Consider the following 16,137-nt stretch of genomic DNA (forward strand, 5'->3'; position numbering starts at 1 on the left):
TCTTCTGACATGAAGAAGGGCAGAGCGTCACCGCTCTGCCCTTTGTCGTGTGTGGCCGACCGCGATCAGTGCATGAAGCCGCGGGGGTTGTTGCCGCCGTTGCCACCCTGGCTCTGGTTCATCGACTGGCGGAAGTTACTGCCGCCATTGTTGACCATGCGATTGGTCTCATTGAACTGCGGGCGGTTGTTGTTCTGCACCTGTACCTTGTTCACGGGGTTGTTGCTGATCTTCGCGCCGTTGTTGATGCGGATCGGGTTGTTCTGGTTCTGAACGTTGACGGGCTTCGTCTCGATGGTCGTGCCGCCCTTGCCGACATTCACCGGCATGCTCACGATCTTGCCAGGATTGCCGCTGGTGGTGCCGTTGGCAATGCCGCCATTGTTGCCGCCGTTCGGCGTCTTGTTGGTCGCAGGCAGCGTCACGATCTTGCCGATGCCGCCATTGTTGTTGGTGGTGTTGGTCGGCGCGGGCAGGGTGACGATCTTGCCCGGGGTCTGCGACGGCGTGCCGTTCTGCTGGTTGGGCTGGTTGTTGCCCGCCGGCAGGTTGACGATCTGGCCGCCATTGCCGAGCTTGCCGATGCCGTTGTTGTCGCCCGACTTCTGCACGATCGGCAAATTGCCATTTATCTGCGATCCGCCATTGCCCTGCAGCGGCATGTATTTGGGCTGGCCGAGATTGCCGATCTTGAAGGTCGGGGCGATATTCTGCGGCGCCAGGAACTTGGTCGCCTGCATTAAGGGGATCTGCTTCGGCTGCATCTGGAGCTTCAGCGCGACCTGCGCATAGGGCGTGTTGCCGTAGCTGTCGTAGAAGTTCTTGTAGGCGACCGGCGAGTTCGCGAGCACCGTCTTGTGCCAGGCCTGCGTGAGCAGCAGGTTGTTGAGTAGCCAGCGGACGTGATCGCACAGCGGGTCGTGCGGATACATCGTGATGAACTCCTGATAGTACTCCGGCCGTGCTTCGGACACGACGTAGTCATAGGCCTGGCGCGTCGAGCGGCTCGGCAGGTTGGAGGCCATCTGCACCACAGGCGCATTCACCGGCGCGCGGTTGGCGGCAACGGCGGTGTCGCCGAAGAAGGTGAAGTCGGACGTCAGCGACGAGCTCTCCCACGGGATCTGCGCGCCGCTGGTCGTCTGGTTGACTTCGAGGCGCACGCGCTTGAACAGCTGCTCGATCGGCACGTTGGGCTCGCGCGCGACGTTCAGAAAGGCCTGCGTGTAGGGGCTGTGGCCGCCGGTGCCGTCCTGCGCTTCCGCGCCCGGAGCGGTCGAGTAACCGACGATCGAACCGTTCGGTGCATCGACGATGGCCAAGCCGCGACCGGCATCATTCACGTTCGGGAACGGGTTGTTGCGGCAGGCATCGAGGATGACGATGCGCATACGGCTCGGGATCGTCTCCAGCGTCGACATCACGTCGACCAGGCGGACAGAGTTGTTGACGAGCTCGGTCTGGCTCGAGACCTTGGCGTCGACCGGAACGAGGTAGTTCTCGCCGGCCAGCTGCACGCCGTGACCGGCGTAGTAGACCATTGCCACCGTGTTCGGACCGCGCGCCGACACTTTGGCGGAGAAGTCCTGCACCACCCGAAGCATGTCGTTCTGGGTGAGGTCGGTCGCGGCGACCACTTCGAACCCGGCCGAATTCAGGAACTTCGCCATGGACTCCGCGTCATTGTCGGGGTTGGCGAGCTGCGGCGCGTTCTGGTAGTTCGAATTGCCGATCACCAGCGCCACGCGCTGTTCCGGGCCTTGCAGCGCGGTGGGAGCCGGCTCGACCGGGGCGACTTGCGCGGAAACAGGGCCGCAGGCGAAGCCGAACAGGCTTCCCAGCAGGCTGGCCGTCATCAGGAAAGGTTTTAGGCGGAACATGGCGTGCTCCTTTGGCACTGATCTCGATACGAGATTGGTTGCCGGGGAGCTTGGCAGCGTTCGAGTTTGAGGTCCGTGATCGCCATCACCATGGTAGATTGCGTGATCTGAATCACGTTTGGAACCCGCCAAGGTGAGCTTCCGATGGGAGGACAGTCCGTCACATGCTGAAATCGATCGATCCGATCCTCACGCCCGACCTGCTCTGGCTGCTGGCGTCGATGGGCCACGGCGACGACCTCGTTTTCGTCGATGCCAATCACCCCGCGGCACGCATCGCGCAGAGCACGCATTCGCGGCGGCTGATCCAGTTGCCGGGCATGAGCATGGAGACCGCCATCCGCGCCATCATGTCGGTCTATCCGCTCGACGATTTCGATCCCGATCCGGTGCGCGTGATGATGCCGGTCGACGATCCCGACCGCGTCCCCGACGTGCAGCGCGCGGTGCTCGGCGAGATCGAACGCGCCGCCGGCGGCCCCGTCACGCCCGGAAAACTCTCTCGGCCTGATTTTTATCGCGCGGCGGCGGCGAGCTTTGGCGTCGTGCAGGTCGGCGACAGCCGGGGGTACGGATGCTTCCTGATCAGGAAGGGCGTGATCAGCTAGAAGCGCACGATCGAACGATGCGGGACTGCGTCACGCGTGCTCGAACGGTCCGACCTCGCGGATCACCTTGCAGATCTGCAGGAAGCCGCTGGCATAGAATTCGGCATGTCCCCGTTTCATCGTCTCGACATGTTCGGGGTGGGTCCGCCAGGCTTCGAGCGCTTCCTCCGAGGCAAAACGGAACACGGTGAGCTCCTCGCCGTCGTCGGCCTTGAACGCCTTGACCGACACAAAGCCGGGAAGACGGCTGACGATGTCGTACATGCGCGCGCCGAGCCGGTCGTGTTCATCGACAGAGGCGCCGTCACGCAATTGCAGATCGCCAATGACAATCACTTCACCAATCATATTTCCTTGTCCCTCGGTGATGGATTTCCATTCTTGATCTCTTCGGTTTCGCGATGGCTTTGTTACATCGCCCACCCGAATTTGAATGGCCTGCCGGCATCCGACTGTTTATGGTCGGTCCATGTCGCGCCTTATGTGTCTATCTGTCGCTATCGTCCTATCGCTGCTGCCGGCTGTCGCGCCGGCTGCTTCAATCCAAAAGCGTCCCAAGCAAGCCTGGCATGGCTACGGCTTCCTGCCGGGCTATCGCCAGCCGCTAAGCAACAGCATTCCGCTCTACAAGCAGAAAGAAGCGATGCGGCGGATGTCGCCCAGCGACCGACGCCATTGGTACATCGACCCCGTTCCGCAATATTACGGCTGGGATGGTGAGTGGCGCTATTTCGGCCGGCCCGGCTTCGGCGGCGGCCGCTACAATGGCGGCAGTTTTGGGCCGTGCTGGACCCGGACGCCGATCGGTGCGGTCTGGAATTGCGGATGATGGGCTGAGCGTGCGGCGGCCTATCCGTCATTGCGAGCGCAGCGAAGCAATCCAGACTGCCGCTGCGGAAAGACCCTGGATTGCTTCGCTACGCTCGCAATGACGTTGAGGAGAGGGTGCTTTCCCACGCCGCTCTCGTGCCCGGGACGCAGCGCAGCGTCTCTTCGACGATGCACGGCGGAGCCGGGGCCCCTGTTGCGACGGACGTGGGTCCCGGGTCTGCGCTTCGCTTGTCCGGGATACTCGAGCAGGCGCGTCGCCCTTACGAGAAGAACGCGATCTTCTCGGCCTGGGTCATGCGGCGGATGGGCGCCATGGGGTCGTTGGCGGCGGCGCGGGGCTTTTGCAGGATGCCGCTGGCGAGGATGGTGGCGCCGAGCGAGGCTTCCGGAACCGGCGACGGCATCGGCAGCGTCGTGGCCTGCGCCGCGCCGAAGGTCGCGGTGGCTGCCATCACCGGCGCCGGCTGCTCCATCACTTCGGCGGCGGCTTCCGCAATGGCGTTGGTGAGGCGCGCCAGCGATTCCATCGCGATCGGCGCTTCCTCTACAGGCTCCTCGATGAGCGCTGCGGCGGCGACTGGCTCCGGTGCGGCCGGCGCCGGTGCGATCGGCTGCGGTATCTCGGCTGCGATAGGCGCTGCGGCTTCCGCAACGACCGGCTCCGGAACCGTCGCTTCCATCTCGACCGGTTCGATGATCTCGTCGAATTCCGGATCGGGCGCAGCCATCTCCAGCGCGATCGCGTCGAGTATGGCTTCGTCCTCGGCTTCGGCGGCGGCATCGAGCGAAAATTCGTCCGTCACCTCCGCGAAGGCCTCAGTGGCCGGCTCTTCAAAAGCGATGTCTTCAGGCGCGATCCGGCTCTCGGCGACGGTCTCCGGCTCAAGCGCGGCGTCCGTCGCCTGCTCGGCCACGGAGAAGGCCTCGGCGACGATTCCGGCCGCTTCCACGGCGGCTTCGGGCTCGATCGCCTCTGCGATGTCTTGCGGCTCCGTAAAAGCCGCGGCGGCTTCGCTGGCCATCACCGCAGGCGCGGCCTCTGCCGGCGGAGCTTCCGCAACGGACGACGGTGCCTCCTGCACCGGGGCCGGCGAGGGGCGCGCGGCCTGCGAGGTTGCGTCAGCGTCGGTCTGGTCGATCCGGTCCTTGAGCAGATCGAATGCGGCCTTGAGGTCGGCGCGGGGGTCGATGGTCGAAACCTGCGCGCAGGCCGCCTCGATGGAGGCGAGCTGCGAATCAATCAGGTCGCAGATTCGCCCGTCGGCGCCGATCTCGCGCCAGCGCCAGGAGATCTCCTTGATGATGCGCAGCCCGCGCGGAATCGGCGCGAGGCTCGCCTCGATCGCCCCGGGATCGAACGCCGCGATCGCAATCGTCTCGGCTTCGCGGATCGCGTGCCGGATCGCGACCAGCGCCTCGGGCAGGCGGTCCTCGACGACGGGTTGGCGCTGTGCCGCAAGGGTTTCTTCGATTTTCGCGACCGCGTCGAGCACCATGCGGGTATCCGCATTGCGGTTGCGCTTGGCGTATTCGCCGAGGAACCAGCGGCCGCGCGCGGTCTCCATGAAGGCTTCGCGGATCGCGTCGTAATCCTGCTCGTTCGGCTCGGCCGCGCGGGCAGACATAGGCGAGAGGGCGAATGCTTCGTTGGCCATGTCAATCTCGTCGCGCAAATCACCGCGCGTTACAGTAACGATCATCACGATATCGACCGAATCGCAATTGGTTTGATGGCAGGCGAATCACAAATCCCCATCGCAGCAGCTCGGAAGCGGCGATTCGCCGTGAGCCTCGCGCTGTTCTACTCGGCCGTGTTCGCGGTATCGGGAACGCATCTGCCGTTCTTTCCGGTCTGGCTGAAGGCGATCGGCATCGACGCGGCCTGGATCGGCCTCATCAACGCGCTGCCGGCGATCACGCGCTTCACCACGCTGCCGCAGATCACCGCCTTTGCCGAAAAGCGACATGCGATTCGCGCCGGCATGATGGTGTCCGTGCTGGCGACGGCGATCGGATTTACGGCGGTCGGCTTGCAGCAGCAGCCGCTGGCGCTGTTCCTGATCTATGCGCTGACCTGCATGATGTGGACGCCGACCATGCCGCTGACCGACGCCTATGCGCTGCGTGGTGTCGCCCGCTACGGGCTCGATTACGGGCCGGTGCGGCTGTGGGGCTCGGCAGCCTTCGCGGCCGGCTCGCTCGCCTGCGGCTATCTCGTGGACCACATCGCGGCGCGCGATCTGATCTGGATCATCGTCGCCTGGGCTGTTGTTGCGGTCGCCGCCGGCATGCTGCTGCAGCCGCTCGACGATGTCAGGCGAAGAACGACAGTGGCGCATGCCGGCAAGGCGCTGCTGCGCGACACGGGCTTCTGGGCCATCATCGTTTCGGCCGCGCTGATCCAGGGCAGTCATGTCGCGTATTATACGTTCTCGGCCATCAACTGGCAGGCCCAGGGCCTCGGCGGGCTGACGATCGCGGGCCTCTGGACGTTGGGGGTGATCGCCGAGATCGTCGTGTTCGCGCTGTCGCCGCGCTTCTCGCTGCATCCGTCCTCGCTCATGGCGATCGGGGGCGCAAGCGCGGTCGTGCGCTGGATCGTCACCGCATACGATCCGCCGCTCGCGCTGCTGGCGGTCGTGCAGCTCGGCCACGGCCTGACCTTCGGGATGACCATTCTCGGCACGATGAGTCTGCTGGTGCAGCGCGTGCCGTCGCATCAGATCGCGCGGGGGCAGGGCTACTACGTCGCGTGCAACGGGCTGTTAGGTGCGACCACCTCGATCGCGTCAGGCGCGATCTACGCTCGCATCGGCGACGGTCTGTATTACGTCATGGCGGCAATGGCCGCTGCTGGCGCGCTTCTGATCTGGTCGGCGCGGCACCGGCTGAAAGCTCATCCCCAGAGCGACGAGTCCGGCGGGTAGACCAGGCTGTCATCATAACGCAGGGCGTGATCGCGGTCGTGCGCCAGCAGCAGCGGGCCGTCGAGATCGACGAAGCGCGCCTGTGGCGTCACCAGCATCGCCGGCGCCATCGACAGCGAGGTTGCGACCATGCAGCCGATCATGATCTCGAAGCCGAGCGTCTGAGCGGCATCGGCCATCGCTAGCGCCTCGGTGAGGCCGCCGGTCTTGTCGAGCTTGATGTTCACGGCGTCGTAGCGCTCGCGGAGCGACGCCAGCGAAGAGCGGTCGTGCACGCTCTCGTCGGCGCAGACCACCAGTGGCCGCTTGATCCGGGCCAGCGCGTCGTCCTTTCCGGCCGGCAGCGGCTGCTCGACGAGGGTGACGCCGACGGCCTCGCAGGCCGCAAGATTGTGCTCCAGATTGGCCTCGGTCCAGGCCTCGTTGGCATCCACGATCAGCTCGGATTCGGGAGCGGCGTTGCGCACCGCGGCGATCCGCTCCGGATCGCCGTCGCCGCCGAGCTTGATCTTGAGCAGCGGCCGGTGCGCCGCTTTGGCGGTCGCCGCCGCCATGGCCTCGGGCGTGCCCAGCGAGATCGTGTAGGCCGTGGTGCGCTCCCCCGGCGCGGGGCGGTCGAGCAGGCTCCAGGCCCGCAAGCCGGCCGTCTTGGCTTCCAGATCGATCAGGGCGCAATCCAGCGCGTTGCGGGCCGCTCCAGGCGGCATGGCGGCCTGGAGGGCCTGACGGGTGAGGCCGCCGGCCACGGCCTCGCGCATGGCCTGGACGGCGGCAAGGGTCGCCTCGGGCGTCTCGCCATAGCGGGAATAGGGCACGCATTCGCCGCGGCCGGTCAGGCCGTCCCGGCTGACCTCGGCCACGACCGTCACGGCCTCGGTCTTGGCGCCCCGGCTGATGGTGAAACTGCCCGCGATGGGAAAGCGCTCGATTCGCGCGGCGAGGGCAGGAACTTTGCTGGAAGTCATTTTGAACTCTGGCGAAATCTGAACCTGCTGGTTACCTCTAGCAACTAAGGTTAACCAGTTGGGGATACCTTCTCCGGGTAAGGGCGCGTGCGCAACCATCTGATTTCAACCGTTTCTCGCGCCCCGGCACGGGAGCGGACATCTTGAACGGCGATCCGAAGCTGGAACGGATTGCAAAGGGCAATGCGCTGGCACTCTGCGCCACCGGAACCTGGACCGCGAGGTTCGCGCCGGTCCTGGAGCGGATGGTGGCCGACGCCGAGAAGCTCGCCGGCGGCCCGCAAAGCATCTTCATCGACGTTTCCGAGGTCTCCAAGCTCGACACCTTCGGCGCCTGGCTGATCGAGCGGCTGCGCCGCAGCCTGACGCAGGGCGCCGTCGAGGCGCAGATCGCGGGGCTGTCCGCCAATTATTCGAGCCTCGTGGACGAGGTGCGGCGGGTCAGGGCGACGCCCGTCATCGACACCAGCACGATCACCATCACCGGCATGCTGGAGCAGATCGGCCGGACTGTGGCCGGGGTTGCCGGCACCGTGGCAGGCCTGATCGACATGCTCGGCGCGGTGCTCGCAGCGGGCGCGCGCACCCTGATTCACCCGCGCTCGTTCCGCCTGACCTCGACCGTGCATCATCTCGAGCAGGTCTGCTGGCGCGCGGTGCCGATCGTGGTGCTGATCACCTTCCTGATCGGCTGCATCATCGCCCAGCAGGGCATCTTCCATTTCCGCAGGTTCGGCGCCGACATCTTCGTCGTCGACATGCTCGGCGTGCTGGTATTGCGCGAGATCGGCGTGCTGCTGGTCGCGATCATGGTCGCGGGCCGCTCGGGCAGCGCCTACACCGCCGAGCTCGGCTCGATGAAGATGCGCGAAGAGATCGACGCGCTGCGCACCATGGGCTTCGATCCGATCGAGGTGCTGGTGCTGCCGCGCATGCTGGCGCTGGTGCTGGCGCTGCCGATCCTGGCTTTCCTCGGTGCGATGGCCGCGCTCTATGGCGGCGGTCTCGTCGCCTGGCTCTATGGCGGCGTCGATCCCGAAGCCTTCCTCCTGCGCCTGCGCGACGCCATCTCGATCGACCATTTCATCGTCGGCATCGTCAAGGCACCGGTGATGGCCGCGGTGATCGGCATCGTCGCCTGCGTCGAAGGCCTCGCCGTGCAGGGCAGTGCGGAATCACTCGGCCAGCACACGACGGCGTCGGTGGTGAAGGGCATCTTTTTCGTCATCGTCATGGACGGCGTGTTCGCCATCTTCTTCGCCTCGATCGGGATGTGACGATGGCTCCCGAGATCCAGAACCCCATCATCCGCGTCCGCGATATCACCGTGCAGTTCGGCGCGACGCGCGTGCTCGACGGGCTCGACCTCGACGTCAAGCGCGGCGAGATTCTTGGCTTCGTCGGCCCTTCCGGCGCGGGCAAGTCCGTGCTGACACGCACGATCATCGGCCTCGTGCCGAAGGTCGCAGGCAGCATCGAGGTGTTCGGCGTCGATCTCGATGCCTCCAATACGTCGCAGCGTCGCAACGTGGAGCGGCGCTGGGGCGTGCTGTTTCAGCAGGGCGCGCTGTTCTCCTCGCTCACGGTGCGGCAGAACATCCAGTTTCCGATGCGCGAATATCTGCGGGTGTCGCAACGGCTGATGGACGAGATCACCATCGCCAAGCTCACCATGGTGGGTCTCAAGCCTGAAGTCGCCGATCGCTTTCCATCGGAACTGTCGGGCGGCATGATCAAGCGCGTGGCGCTGGCGCGCGCGCTGTCGCTCGACCCGGATCTCGTCTTCCTGGACGAGCCGACATCGGGCCTGGACCCGATCGGCGCCGGCGACTTCGACGAGCTGGTCAGGACGCTGCAGCGGACTTTGGGGCTGACCGTTTTCATGGTAACCCACGACCTCGATAGCCTTTACACAGCATGTGACCGCATCGCCGTTTTAGGGAACGGTAAGATCATTGCGGCAGGGTCGATCGCCGACATGCAGGCCTCGCAGCATCCCTGGCTGAGGCAATATTTCCATGGCAAGCGCGCTCGCGCGGTGATGGGCTGAGGTGCCGGAGTAGCTGATGGAAACGCGCGCAAATTACGTGCTGATCGGGTCGTTCACGCTGGCGGTGATCGCCGCCGCGATCGGCTTCGTGCTGTGGTTTCAGTCGTTGCACACGACCAAACAGCGCAGCCCCCTGCGCGTCGTGTTCGAGGGCCCGGCCGCGGGCCTGCGCAACGGCGGCAGCGTCAATTTCAACGGTATCCGGGTGGGCGAGGTGGTCTCGGTGAAGCTCGACAACCCGCGGCGGGTTGTCGCACTCGCCATGGTCGAGAACAACGCCCCGATCCGCAAGGACACCCTGGTCGGCCTCGAATTCCAGGGCCTGACCGGCGTCGCCGCGATCTCGCTCAAGGGCGGCGAGGAGGCCGCGCCGTCGCCGCCGCTCGACGAGGACGGCATCCCCACGCTGACGGCCGATCCCAACAAGCTGCAGGACGTCACCGAGGCGATCCGTGGCACGCTCCAGAACATCAACAAGATCGTCGCCGACAATCAGGAGTCGGTGAAGAACTCGCTGAAGAATCTCGAGACCTTCACCAACTCGCTCGCCCGCAATTCGGAGAAGATCGACGGCGTGATGGCCAAGGTCGACGGTGTCATGCTCAAGGCCGACAGCCTCATGCTCGGCCTCAACACGCTGGCCGGCGGCAAGGACGGCGGCGAGCTGTTTCTGGCCGTGAAGTCGATCCGCGAACTGGCCGACGATTTCGACAAGCGCTCCGGCGCATTGATGACCGACGGCCGCCGCACGCTCGGCGACATCAGCCGCGCCGTCAACAATTTCGACCGCAACCCGACCCGCGTCCTGTTCGGCGCCAGCAACAACGCACCAGCGGCCGCTCCGCCGCCACCGCCCGAGCCGCCGAAGCCTGCCGTGCCGGAGCGCCGGCGGCAGTAGCGTCCCAGATGTCGTCCTGGCGAATGCCAGGACCCATTACCCCAGGGAGGAGTTTGGCGAGAGCGGTCGTTCGGTACTTCCACCGGCGGCAATCGACAGACCTCGCGGTATGGGTCCTGGCTTTCGCCAGGACGACGCCGAGTGCTTGGTCGAACGCTTCGTTCCTATGACGCCCAAAAACAAAACGGAGCCCGCGAGGGCTCCGTTTTTCATTCGCTATCGCTGCGAACCGCTTACCCCAGCCGGCCCGCTGCGTGCGCGAGCAGGGTGTACACCAGGCCCGTCTCCGAGGTCAGGTGGTTGCGCAGCTCCTGCGGGCCGCGGCCGTCGCGGGCGACTTCGTCGAGCAGGCGTTCGAACTCGGCGACGTAGCGGTCGACCGTGGCTTTGAAGTTGCGGTCGGAGCGATACTTGCGGGCGACCTCGTCGAAGGCCTTCTGGCCGGCGGGCGTGTAGAGGCGCTTGGTGAAGGCCTTGTTCTCGCCGCGCTGGTAGCGGTCCCACATCTCGGACGCGAGGTTGCGGTCCATCAGCCGGCCGATGTCGAGCGACAAGGATTCCAGCGGATTGCCGCCACCTTGCGGAGCCTGCGGCTGCGGCGCCGGTGCAGCCTGGCGGCCGCGCTGGGGCTCACGTCCGGTGGGCGCACCCTGGTTGGCGTCCGTGCGGCTCAACAGGTCCGACAGCCAGCCGTCGCGGCCCTGGTCGTTGCCCGCGGGTGCAACCGGCGGGGCTTCGGTGCGGCGCGAGGAGGCCGGCATGCCGAGATCCGGCGGCGGCAGCGTCGAGGCGCTGGCGCTCTCGCGCATGCGCGTCTCGGTGCTGCGCGCGCCGACGGCGGCCAGCATCGGCTCTTCCTGGCGCTGCACGCTGGCGCGGCCCGTCGTGGAGACGTCGAGGCCACGGCCGTGCTGGGCCACGATACGGTTCAGCTCGGCGAGCGCCTCGATCTGGTCGACGATCACCTTGCGCATCTGCGCAGTGCTCTCGGCGGCCTCCTGAGGCATCTCGAGCACGCCGCGGCGCAGCTCGTTGCGGGTGGCTTCGAGCTCGTTGTGCATCTCGAACGCCATCTGCTTCATGCTGGAGACGAGGTTGGTGAACTTCTCGGTCGACTGCTTGAACATTGCATCCGCCTCGTCGGTGGTCTGGCGGTAGATGTCATGCATGGCCTCGACGGTCTGCCGGTGCTCCTCTTCGGAGGCCGACCGCACCGCCTCGAACTGGCGGGTGATCGCGGCGGAACCTGCGCCGGCGGTCTCCGCCACGACGCGGGCGATGTCGCGGGCACGCTCTTCGGCGGCCGCGAGCGATTCATCGAGCAGGCCGGTGAAGCGCGACAGGCGCTGGTCGAGATCGGCCGTGCGCAGGTCGATCGTGGTGACGAGCGATTCCAGCGCCTCCTTGCGTTCGGCGAGCGAGGCGGTGGTGTTCTTGTTGCTCTGCTCGACGACCTGCGCGGCCTCGACCAGTGCCTTGCCGTGCGCGTCGAACTGGGTCGACAGCTCGCCGAGATCCTGGAGCGCCCGCGTGGTCTTGCTGTTGAAGACGTTGAGCTGGTCTTCCAGGTTCTGCGTCGCAGCGCCGTTGCGCGAGGTGACGTCGTTCATCGCCGAGACGAAGTCGGCGACGCGCGTCACCAGCGCCCGCTCGAGCGAGTTGAGGTTGTCGTGCGCACCGGTCAGCACCTCCTGGAGCAGGATGTTGCCTTCGCGCAGGCGCTCGAACAGGGCGACCGTGTCGGTGCGCAGGATCTTGCTGGTCTCCTGCATCTCGGTGACGGCTGCGATCGAGACCTGGCGCGACTGGTCGATCGCCGCGCGCGAGGCCTGCTCGAGGTCCTTGAGCGATTTGTTGACGGCACCCGTCGCCATCTCGCTCGCCGAGTTGATGGTCCGCGCCACTTCGGAGCCGTTGCCCATCATGGTCTGCGAGAACGCATGTCCGCGCGTCTCGATCGACTTCAGCGCGTCGGACGTGACGCGGTCGATGTCGAGCGTGAGCTGGCTGGTCTTCGAGCCGATCGCGTCCACGAGCGAGCCGCGCTTGGCGTCGATCATGTTGGCGAGACGGTCCGACTGCTGCTGCACGTAGGTGACGATCTCGTCGGTCTTGCCGGTCATGGCCTGACCGAAGCTGCTGCTGGCGGCGAGCACCGAGCGCTCGACATCGGCCGAGCTCGACTTGACCCGCGAGCTCGCCTCGTTGGAGGCGTTGATCAACGCGTTCTGGGCGTTGAGCGCGCTGGTCTGGATGTCGTTGGTCGCGTTCGCGGTGGCCGTGCTCAGCGTACGCTCGATCTCGCTCGAGATCGTGCGGATCTGGCTTGCGGCATCAGCCGAGGTCGAGGTCAGCGAGGTCTGCGCCTCACGCGCGCTGTTGAGGATGGTCGAGGCGGTGTCGGCGCCGACCGAGGTCAGCGTGCGCTCGATGTCGATGGTCAGCGACTTGATCTGGCCTGCTGCGTCCGTCGAGGCGGAGATCAGCGTGCCCTGGGCTTCGCGCACGCCGCTGGTGAGCGCCTCGATGGTGGCGCCGCCGGCAGTCGCCAGCGCGCGCTGCATCTCGGCCGCCAGCGAACGGACCTGGCCGGTCTGTTCTGCGGAGACCGCCAGCAGGGTGCTCTGGGCATCGCGGGCGCTGGTCGTGATCGTCTCGGCGGTCGACTGGCCGACCTGCGAGAGCGAGCGATGCACTTCGGCGGCAAGGGACTTGACCTGGCTCGCCGCATCCGAGGACGCGTTGACGAGCGTGCTCTGGGCTTCGCGGGCGCCGGTCATGATGGTCTCTGCCGTCGCGGTGCCCGCCATCGAGAGCGAGCGCTGCACGTCCGAGGACAGCGCCTTGATCTGGTTGGCGGTCTCGCTCGAGGCCGCGATCAGCGCGCTCTGCGCATCGCGGGCGCCGGCGGTGATCGATTCCGCCGTGGTGGTGCCGGCCATGGACAGCGAGCGCTGCACGTCGGCGGTGAGGGTCTTGACGTGATTGGCTGCGTCCGAGGACGCCGTGACGAGCGTGGTCTGCACCTCGCGGGCACCGGCCAGGATCGAGGCGGCGGTTGCCGAGCCTGCCGACGACAGCGTGCGTTCGACGTCGGCCGCGAGCCCCTTGATCTGGTTGGAGGCATCGCCCGACGCTGCGACCAGCGTCGACTGCGCTTCGCGGGCGCTGGTCAGGATCGAGTTCGCGGCACCGGTACCGACCGCGGTCAGCGCGCGCTCGACCTCGGCGGAGGTCATCTTGAGCTGGGCGTTGACGTCGGAGGAGACCGTCATCAGCGACTGCTGCGCGGTGCGCGCACCGGTCTGGATGGTCTCGCTGGTGTTGACCACGAGGTTGGTGAGCGAGCGCTCGGCGTCCTCGACATGCGAGCGGATCGCGGTCGAGATCATCTCGGCGCGGGACATCATGTCCTCGCTGGCCTGGCGTCCGCTGCTCTCGATGCGGCCGGCGACGGCCTCGACACGCGAGCCGAGCAGGTCCTCGAACTGCGCCACGCGCACGTCGATGTCGCTGGCGACCGAGCCGACCTTGGTCTCGATAGCCTGCTGGATGTCCTGGAAGCGCGCCGTGACCGTGTCGGTCAGGTGCATGCTGCGGCCGTCGATGATCTCGGTGACGCCGGTGATGCGGCGGTCGACCGCCTCGATCGCCTGCGCGGTGCCGTCCGTGAGCGTCGAGGTCAGGAGGGTGAGGCGGGTATCGATCGACTGCACGGCCTGCGAGGCGCCGTTCGTCACCGCGGTGGTCAGGTAGGTGAGGCGCGTGTCGATGGATTCGAGCGCCTGCGACGCGCCGCCGGTGAGGGTCGTCGTCAGATGCGTGAGGCGCGTGTCGATCGACTGGATGGTCTGCGATGCGCCATCGGTCAGCGACGTCGTGAGATGGGTGAGGCGGGAGTCGATCGACTGGATTGCCTGCGCGGCACCGTCGGTCAGCGACGAGGCGAGGGTGTTGAGCCGTCCGTCGATGGTCTCGGTGACCGACTTCGCACGGGTATCGAACGACTGTTCGAGCGCGGCGACGCGGCCGACGAGCTGCTCGTCGAAGGTCTTGATGTGACCGTCGATCGTCGAGTCGAGGCCGGAGATCTTGCCGTTCAGCGAGGCATCGAGGTTGCTGACACGTTCACCGATCGTGGTCTCGAACTGCACCAGGCGCTGGTCGAGCACAGCCGTGATCGCGCCGCCGTTGGAGGTGAAGCGGGTGTCGAAATTGTCGACATAGGTCTTCAGCGATTCATGGATGTCCTGCGTGCGCTGGCCCATCCGATCGACGATCTCGCCGCCGAAGGTCTTCACGGTGCGGTCGAACTCGGAGATGTGGCGGGTGATCAGCGCGCCCAGCGTGCCGGAGTCGCGGGCGAATTTCTCGACCAGCTCGGTGCCCTGGTTCTTCACCAGCTCGTCGAAGGCGCTCATCTGGAGCGAGAGCGAGTCGTGCGCGGTCTCGGTCTGGCTGACGACCTTGGCGACCAGCGTGTTGACGGTGGCGTCGAGCGCTTCGCTCGCCTTGTCTCCGGAGGTCATGATCTGGCCGGCGAGGCGGTTGCCGGCGTCGTCGATCTTGGCCGAGAGGTCGTTGGAGCGCAGCTCGAGCTCGAGCAGCAGCGAGTCCGACGAATTCTTCAGGCTGTCGTGCACCTGCTCGGTGCGCTCGGAGATGCCGTCGACGATCGCGGCGGAGCGCTGCTCGAACTCGCCGGTAATGCGGTCGATGCGCTCGTTGAGCATTTCGTGGACGCGGTCGGCGAGGTCGACGAACTCGTCGTGAACGTGGCCGGTCTTGAAATTCAGGCTGGTGGTCAGCCGCTCGCTGGCGTCGAGCACGGCGCGCGTGGTCTCGTTGCTTGCCTCCTCGAGGCGGTCGAGCAGGTCGCCGCCGCGCTCGCCGAGCGCGAGGATCATGTTGTCGCCGGCGTTGCTGAGCGCACCGGTGATGTGGGCGCCGCGCTCTTCGAGCGCGCCGGTGATGGACTTGGCGACCTCGTCGACGCGCGAGGCGATCGCGTCCGAGATCAGCGCGATGTCATGGCGCAAATCGATCTGCACGCCGGAGATGGCGCTGCGGACCTGCTCGGCCTGGCCGACCAGATTGTCGCGTTGATGCGCGATGTCCTGAAGCAGGGCGCGGATGCGCACTTCGTTGTCGGAATAGGCGCGTTCGAGCGCCGCGACCTCGTTGGCGACCAGCGTCTCGAGCTCGCCGGCGCGCGCGATGGCGCGCTCGATGCCGTCGCCCATCGCCGCAACCTCGCGGCGGATGGCCTGGCCGACGGTCACCATGGAATCCGAAGCCGAGCCTTCCGGCTCGGAGAAGCGGATCGCAACCTGGGCCATAGCCTGCGCGACCGAGCTCATTTGCTGGCCGCGCCAGACGAGGCTCGCCAGGAAGAAGAACAGCATGATCGGCGCGAAGAACATCGTGACGAGGCCGGCAATGGCCAACACGCCGCCGCTCTGGCCCATCGCCGCCTGGATCGAAGGCAGGAAGCCGACCGTCAGCGCGGCGCAAGCCGCCAGCCAGATGACGGTGAAGATTGTCGCGCCGGTGTAGATGTTGCGGGTCGGGCGTCCCGTCTGCAACGTCTGCAAAAGCTGGCCGATGGTCGCACGGTCGTCATTGGCGGCGCGGCGCGAGGAGCGCGGCTCCTCGACCTGGTCGAACATCGCGCGTTCGTTCGCGGCAGGGCGCGCGTCGAAGCTCGGTTCGTCGAACATCGGGGGAGCCGGTGGCGCGACCGGAGGCGGCGTTTCGCTGCGCATCGAGGCGTTGCGGCTGGTGTCCGCCGCCGTGTCGCTGATGTTCAGGGCTTCCTGGATTGCAGAAAGCGCATCTTCTGTGGGGTCTTTGACCTTTTTCGGAGTGTTTGCCATGTTCAGTCCGAGCCCTCGTTACTTGTACGCGTCCCCCCGCGAGCTCTGCGCGCTACGCAAGCCCACAGTCCGGATCATGCCGCTTGCGCGGATCTCCGAGCC

At 66.3% G+C, this 16,137-nt stretch carries 11 protein-coding genes; 6 read left to right on the top strand and 5 right to left on the bottom strand.

Annotated features, from left to right (window positions below):
* Positions 1–65: 65 nt before the first annotated feature.
* Entirely contained in the window at positions 66–1,880 is a 1,815-nt protein-coding gene (locus AC0L3J_RS32330; RefSeq protein ID WP_473349750.1) for a caspase family protein, read from the bottom strand.
* 164 nt (positions 1,881–2,044) lie between these two features.
* Between AC0L3J_RS32330 and AC0L3J_RS32335 the strand changes: the two genes are divergently transcribed.
* The gene (locus AC0L3J_RS32335) at positions 2,045–2,488 is read left to right on the top strand and encodes an RbsD/FucU family protein (protein WP_473349751.1); all 444 of its coding nucleotides are present in this window, start codon (positions 2,045–2,047) and stop codon (positions 2,486–2,488) included.
* 30 nt (positions 2,489–2,518) lie between these two features.
* Here AC0L3J_RS32335 and AC0L3J_RS32340 read toward each other — a convergent pair whose 3' ends face one another.
* On the bottom strand, positions 2,519–2,836 hold the full coding sequence (locus AC0L3J_RS32340) for an antibiotic biosynthesis monooxygenase family protein (RefSeq protein ID WP_473349752.1): 318 nt from the start codon (positions 2,834–2,836) through the stop codon (positions 2,519–2,521).
* Between the two features lie 121 nt (positions 2,837–2,957).
* Between AC0L3J_RS32340 and AC0L3J_RS32345 the strand changes: the two genes are divergently transcribed.
* Positions 2,958–3,317: a hypothetical protein gene (locus AC0L3J_RS32345; protein ID WP_007612410.1), complete on the top strand. Its 360-nt coding sequence runs from the start codon at positions 2,958–2,960 to the stop codon at positions 3,315–3,317.
* 262 nt (positions 3,318–3,579) lie between these two features.
* Here the strand turns inward: AC0L3J_RS32345 and AC0L3J_RS32350 are convergent, their stop codons facing one another.
* On the bottom strand, positions 3,580–4,974 hold the full coding sequence (locus AC0L3J_RS32350) for a hypothetical protein (RefSeq protein ID WP_473349753.1): 1,395 nt from the start codon (positions 4,972–4,974) through the stop codon (positions 3,580–3,582).
* Positions 4,975–5,049: 75 nt separating this feature from the next.
* Here AC0L3J_RS32350 and AC0L3J_RS32355 point away from each other — a divergent pair, with 75 nt between their 5' ends.
* Positions 5,050–6,246, top strand: a complete 1,197-nt coding sequence (locus tag AC0L3J_RS32355; protein WP_473349754.1) for an MFS transporter — start codon at positions 5,050–5,052, stop codon at positions 6,244–6,246.
* On the opposite strand, the gene dgcA is transcribed toward AC0L3J_RS32355, so the two are convergent.
* Positions 6,216–7,211: an N-acetyl-D-Glu racemase DgcA gene (dgcA, locus tag AC0L3J_RS32360; protein WP_473349755.1), complete on the bottom strand. Its 996-nt coding sequence runs from the start codon at positions 7,209–7,211 to the stop codon at positions 6,216–6,218. The two genes, AC0L3J_RS32355 and dgcA, sit on opposite strands and share 31 nt — an antisense overlap.
* A gap of 143 nt (positions 7,212–7,354) precedes the next feature.
* On the opposite strand from dgcA, the gene AC0L3J_RS32365 reads away from it, so the two are divergent.
* The 3 genes from AC0L3J_RS32365 to AC0L3J_RS32375 are packed head-to-tail and all read left to right on the top strand — an operon-like array spanning position 7,355 to position 10,159.
* Positions 7,355–8,488, top strand: a complete 1,134-nt coding sequence (locus AC0L3J_RS32365) for an MlaE family ABC transporter permease (RefSeq protein WP_473349756.1) — start codon at positions 7,355–7,357, stop codon at positions 8,486–8,488.
* Positions 8,489–8,490: 2 nt separating this feature from the next.
* Positions 8,491–9,261: an ABC transporter ATP-binding protein gene (locus tag AC0L3J_RS32370; protein WP_247400481.1), complete on the top strand. Its 771-nt coding sequence runs from the start codon at positions 8,491–8,493 to the stop codon at positions 9,259–9,261.
* 16 nt (positions 9,262–9,277) lie between these two features.
* A complete protein-coding gene (locus AC0L3J_RS32375) occupies positions 9,278–10,159 on the top strand; it encodes an MlaD family protein (protein ID WP_473349757.1) in 882 nt (293 codons plus the stop codon).
* Positions 10,160–10,392: 233 nt separating this feature from the next.
* Here AC0L3J_RS32375 and AC0L3J_RS32380 read toward each other — a convergent pair whose 3' ends face one another.
* The gene (locus AC0L3J_RS32380; RefSeq protein WP_473349758.1) at positions 10,393–16,035 is read right to left on the bottom strand and encodes an apolipoprotein A-IV repeat region-like domain-containing protein; all 5,643 of its coding nucleotides are present in this window, start codon (positions 16,033–16,035) and stop codon (positions 10,393–10,395) included.
* Between the last annotated feature and the right edge of the window lie 102 nt (positions 16,036–16,137).

The organism is Bradyrhizobium sp. Kon37, assembly GCF_055807535.1.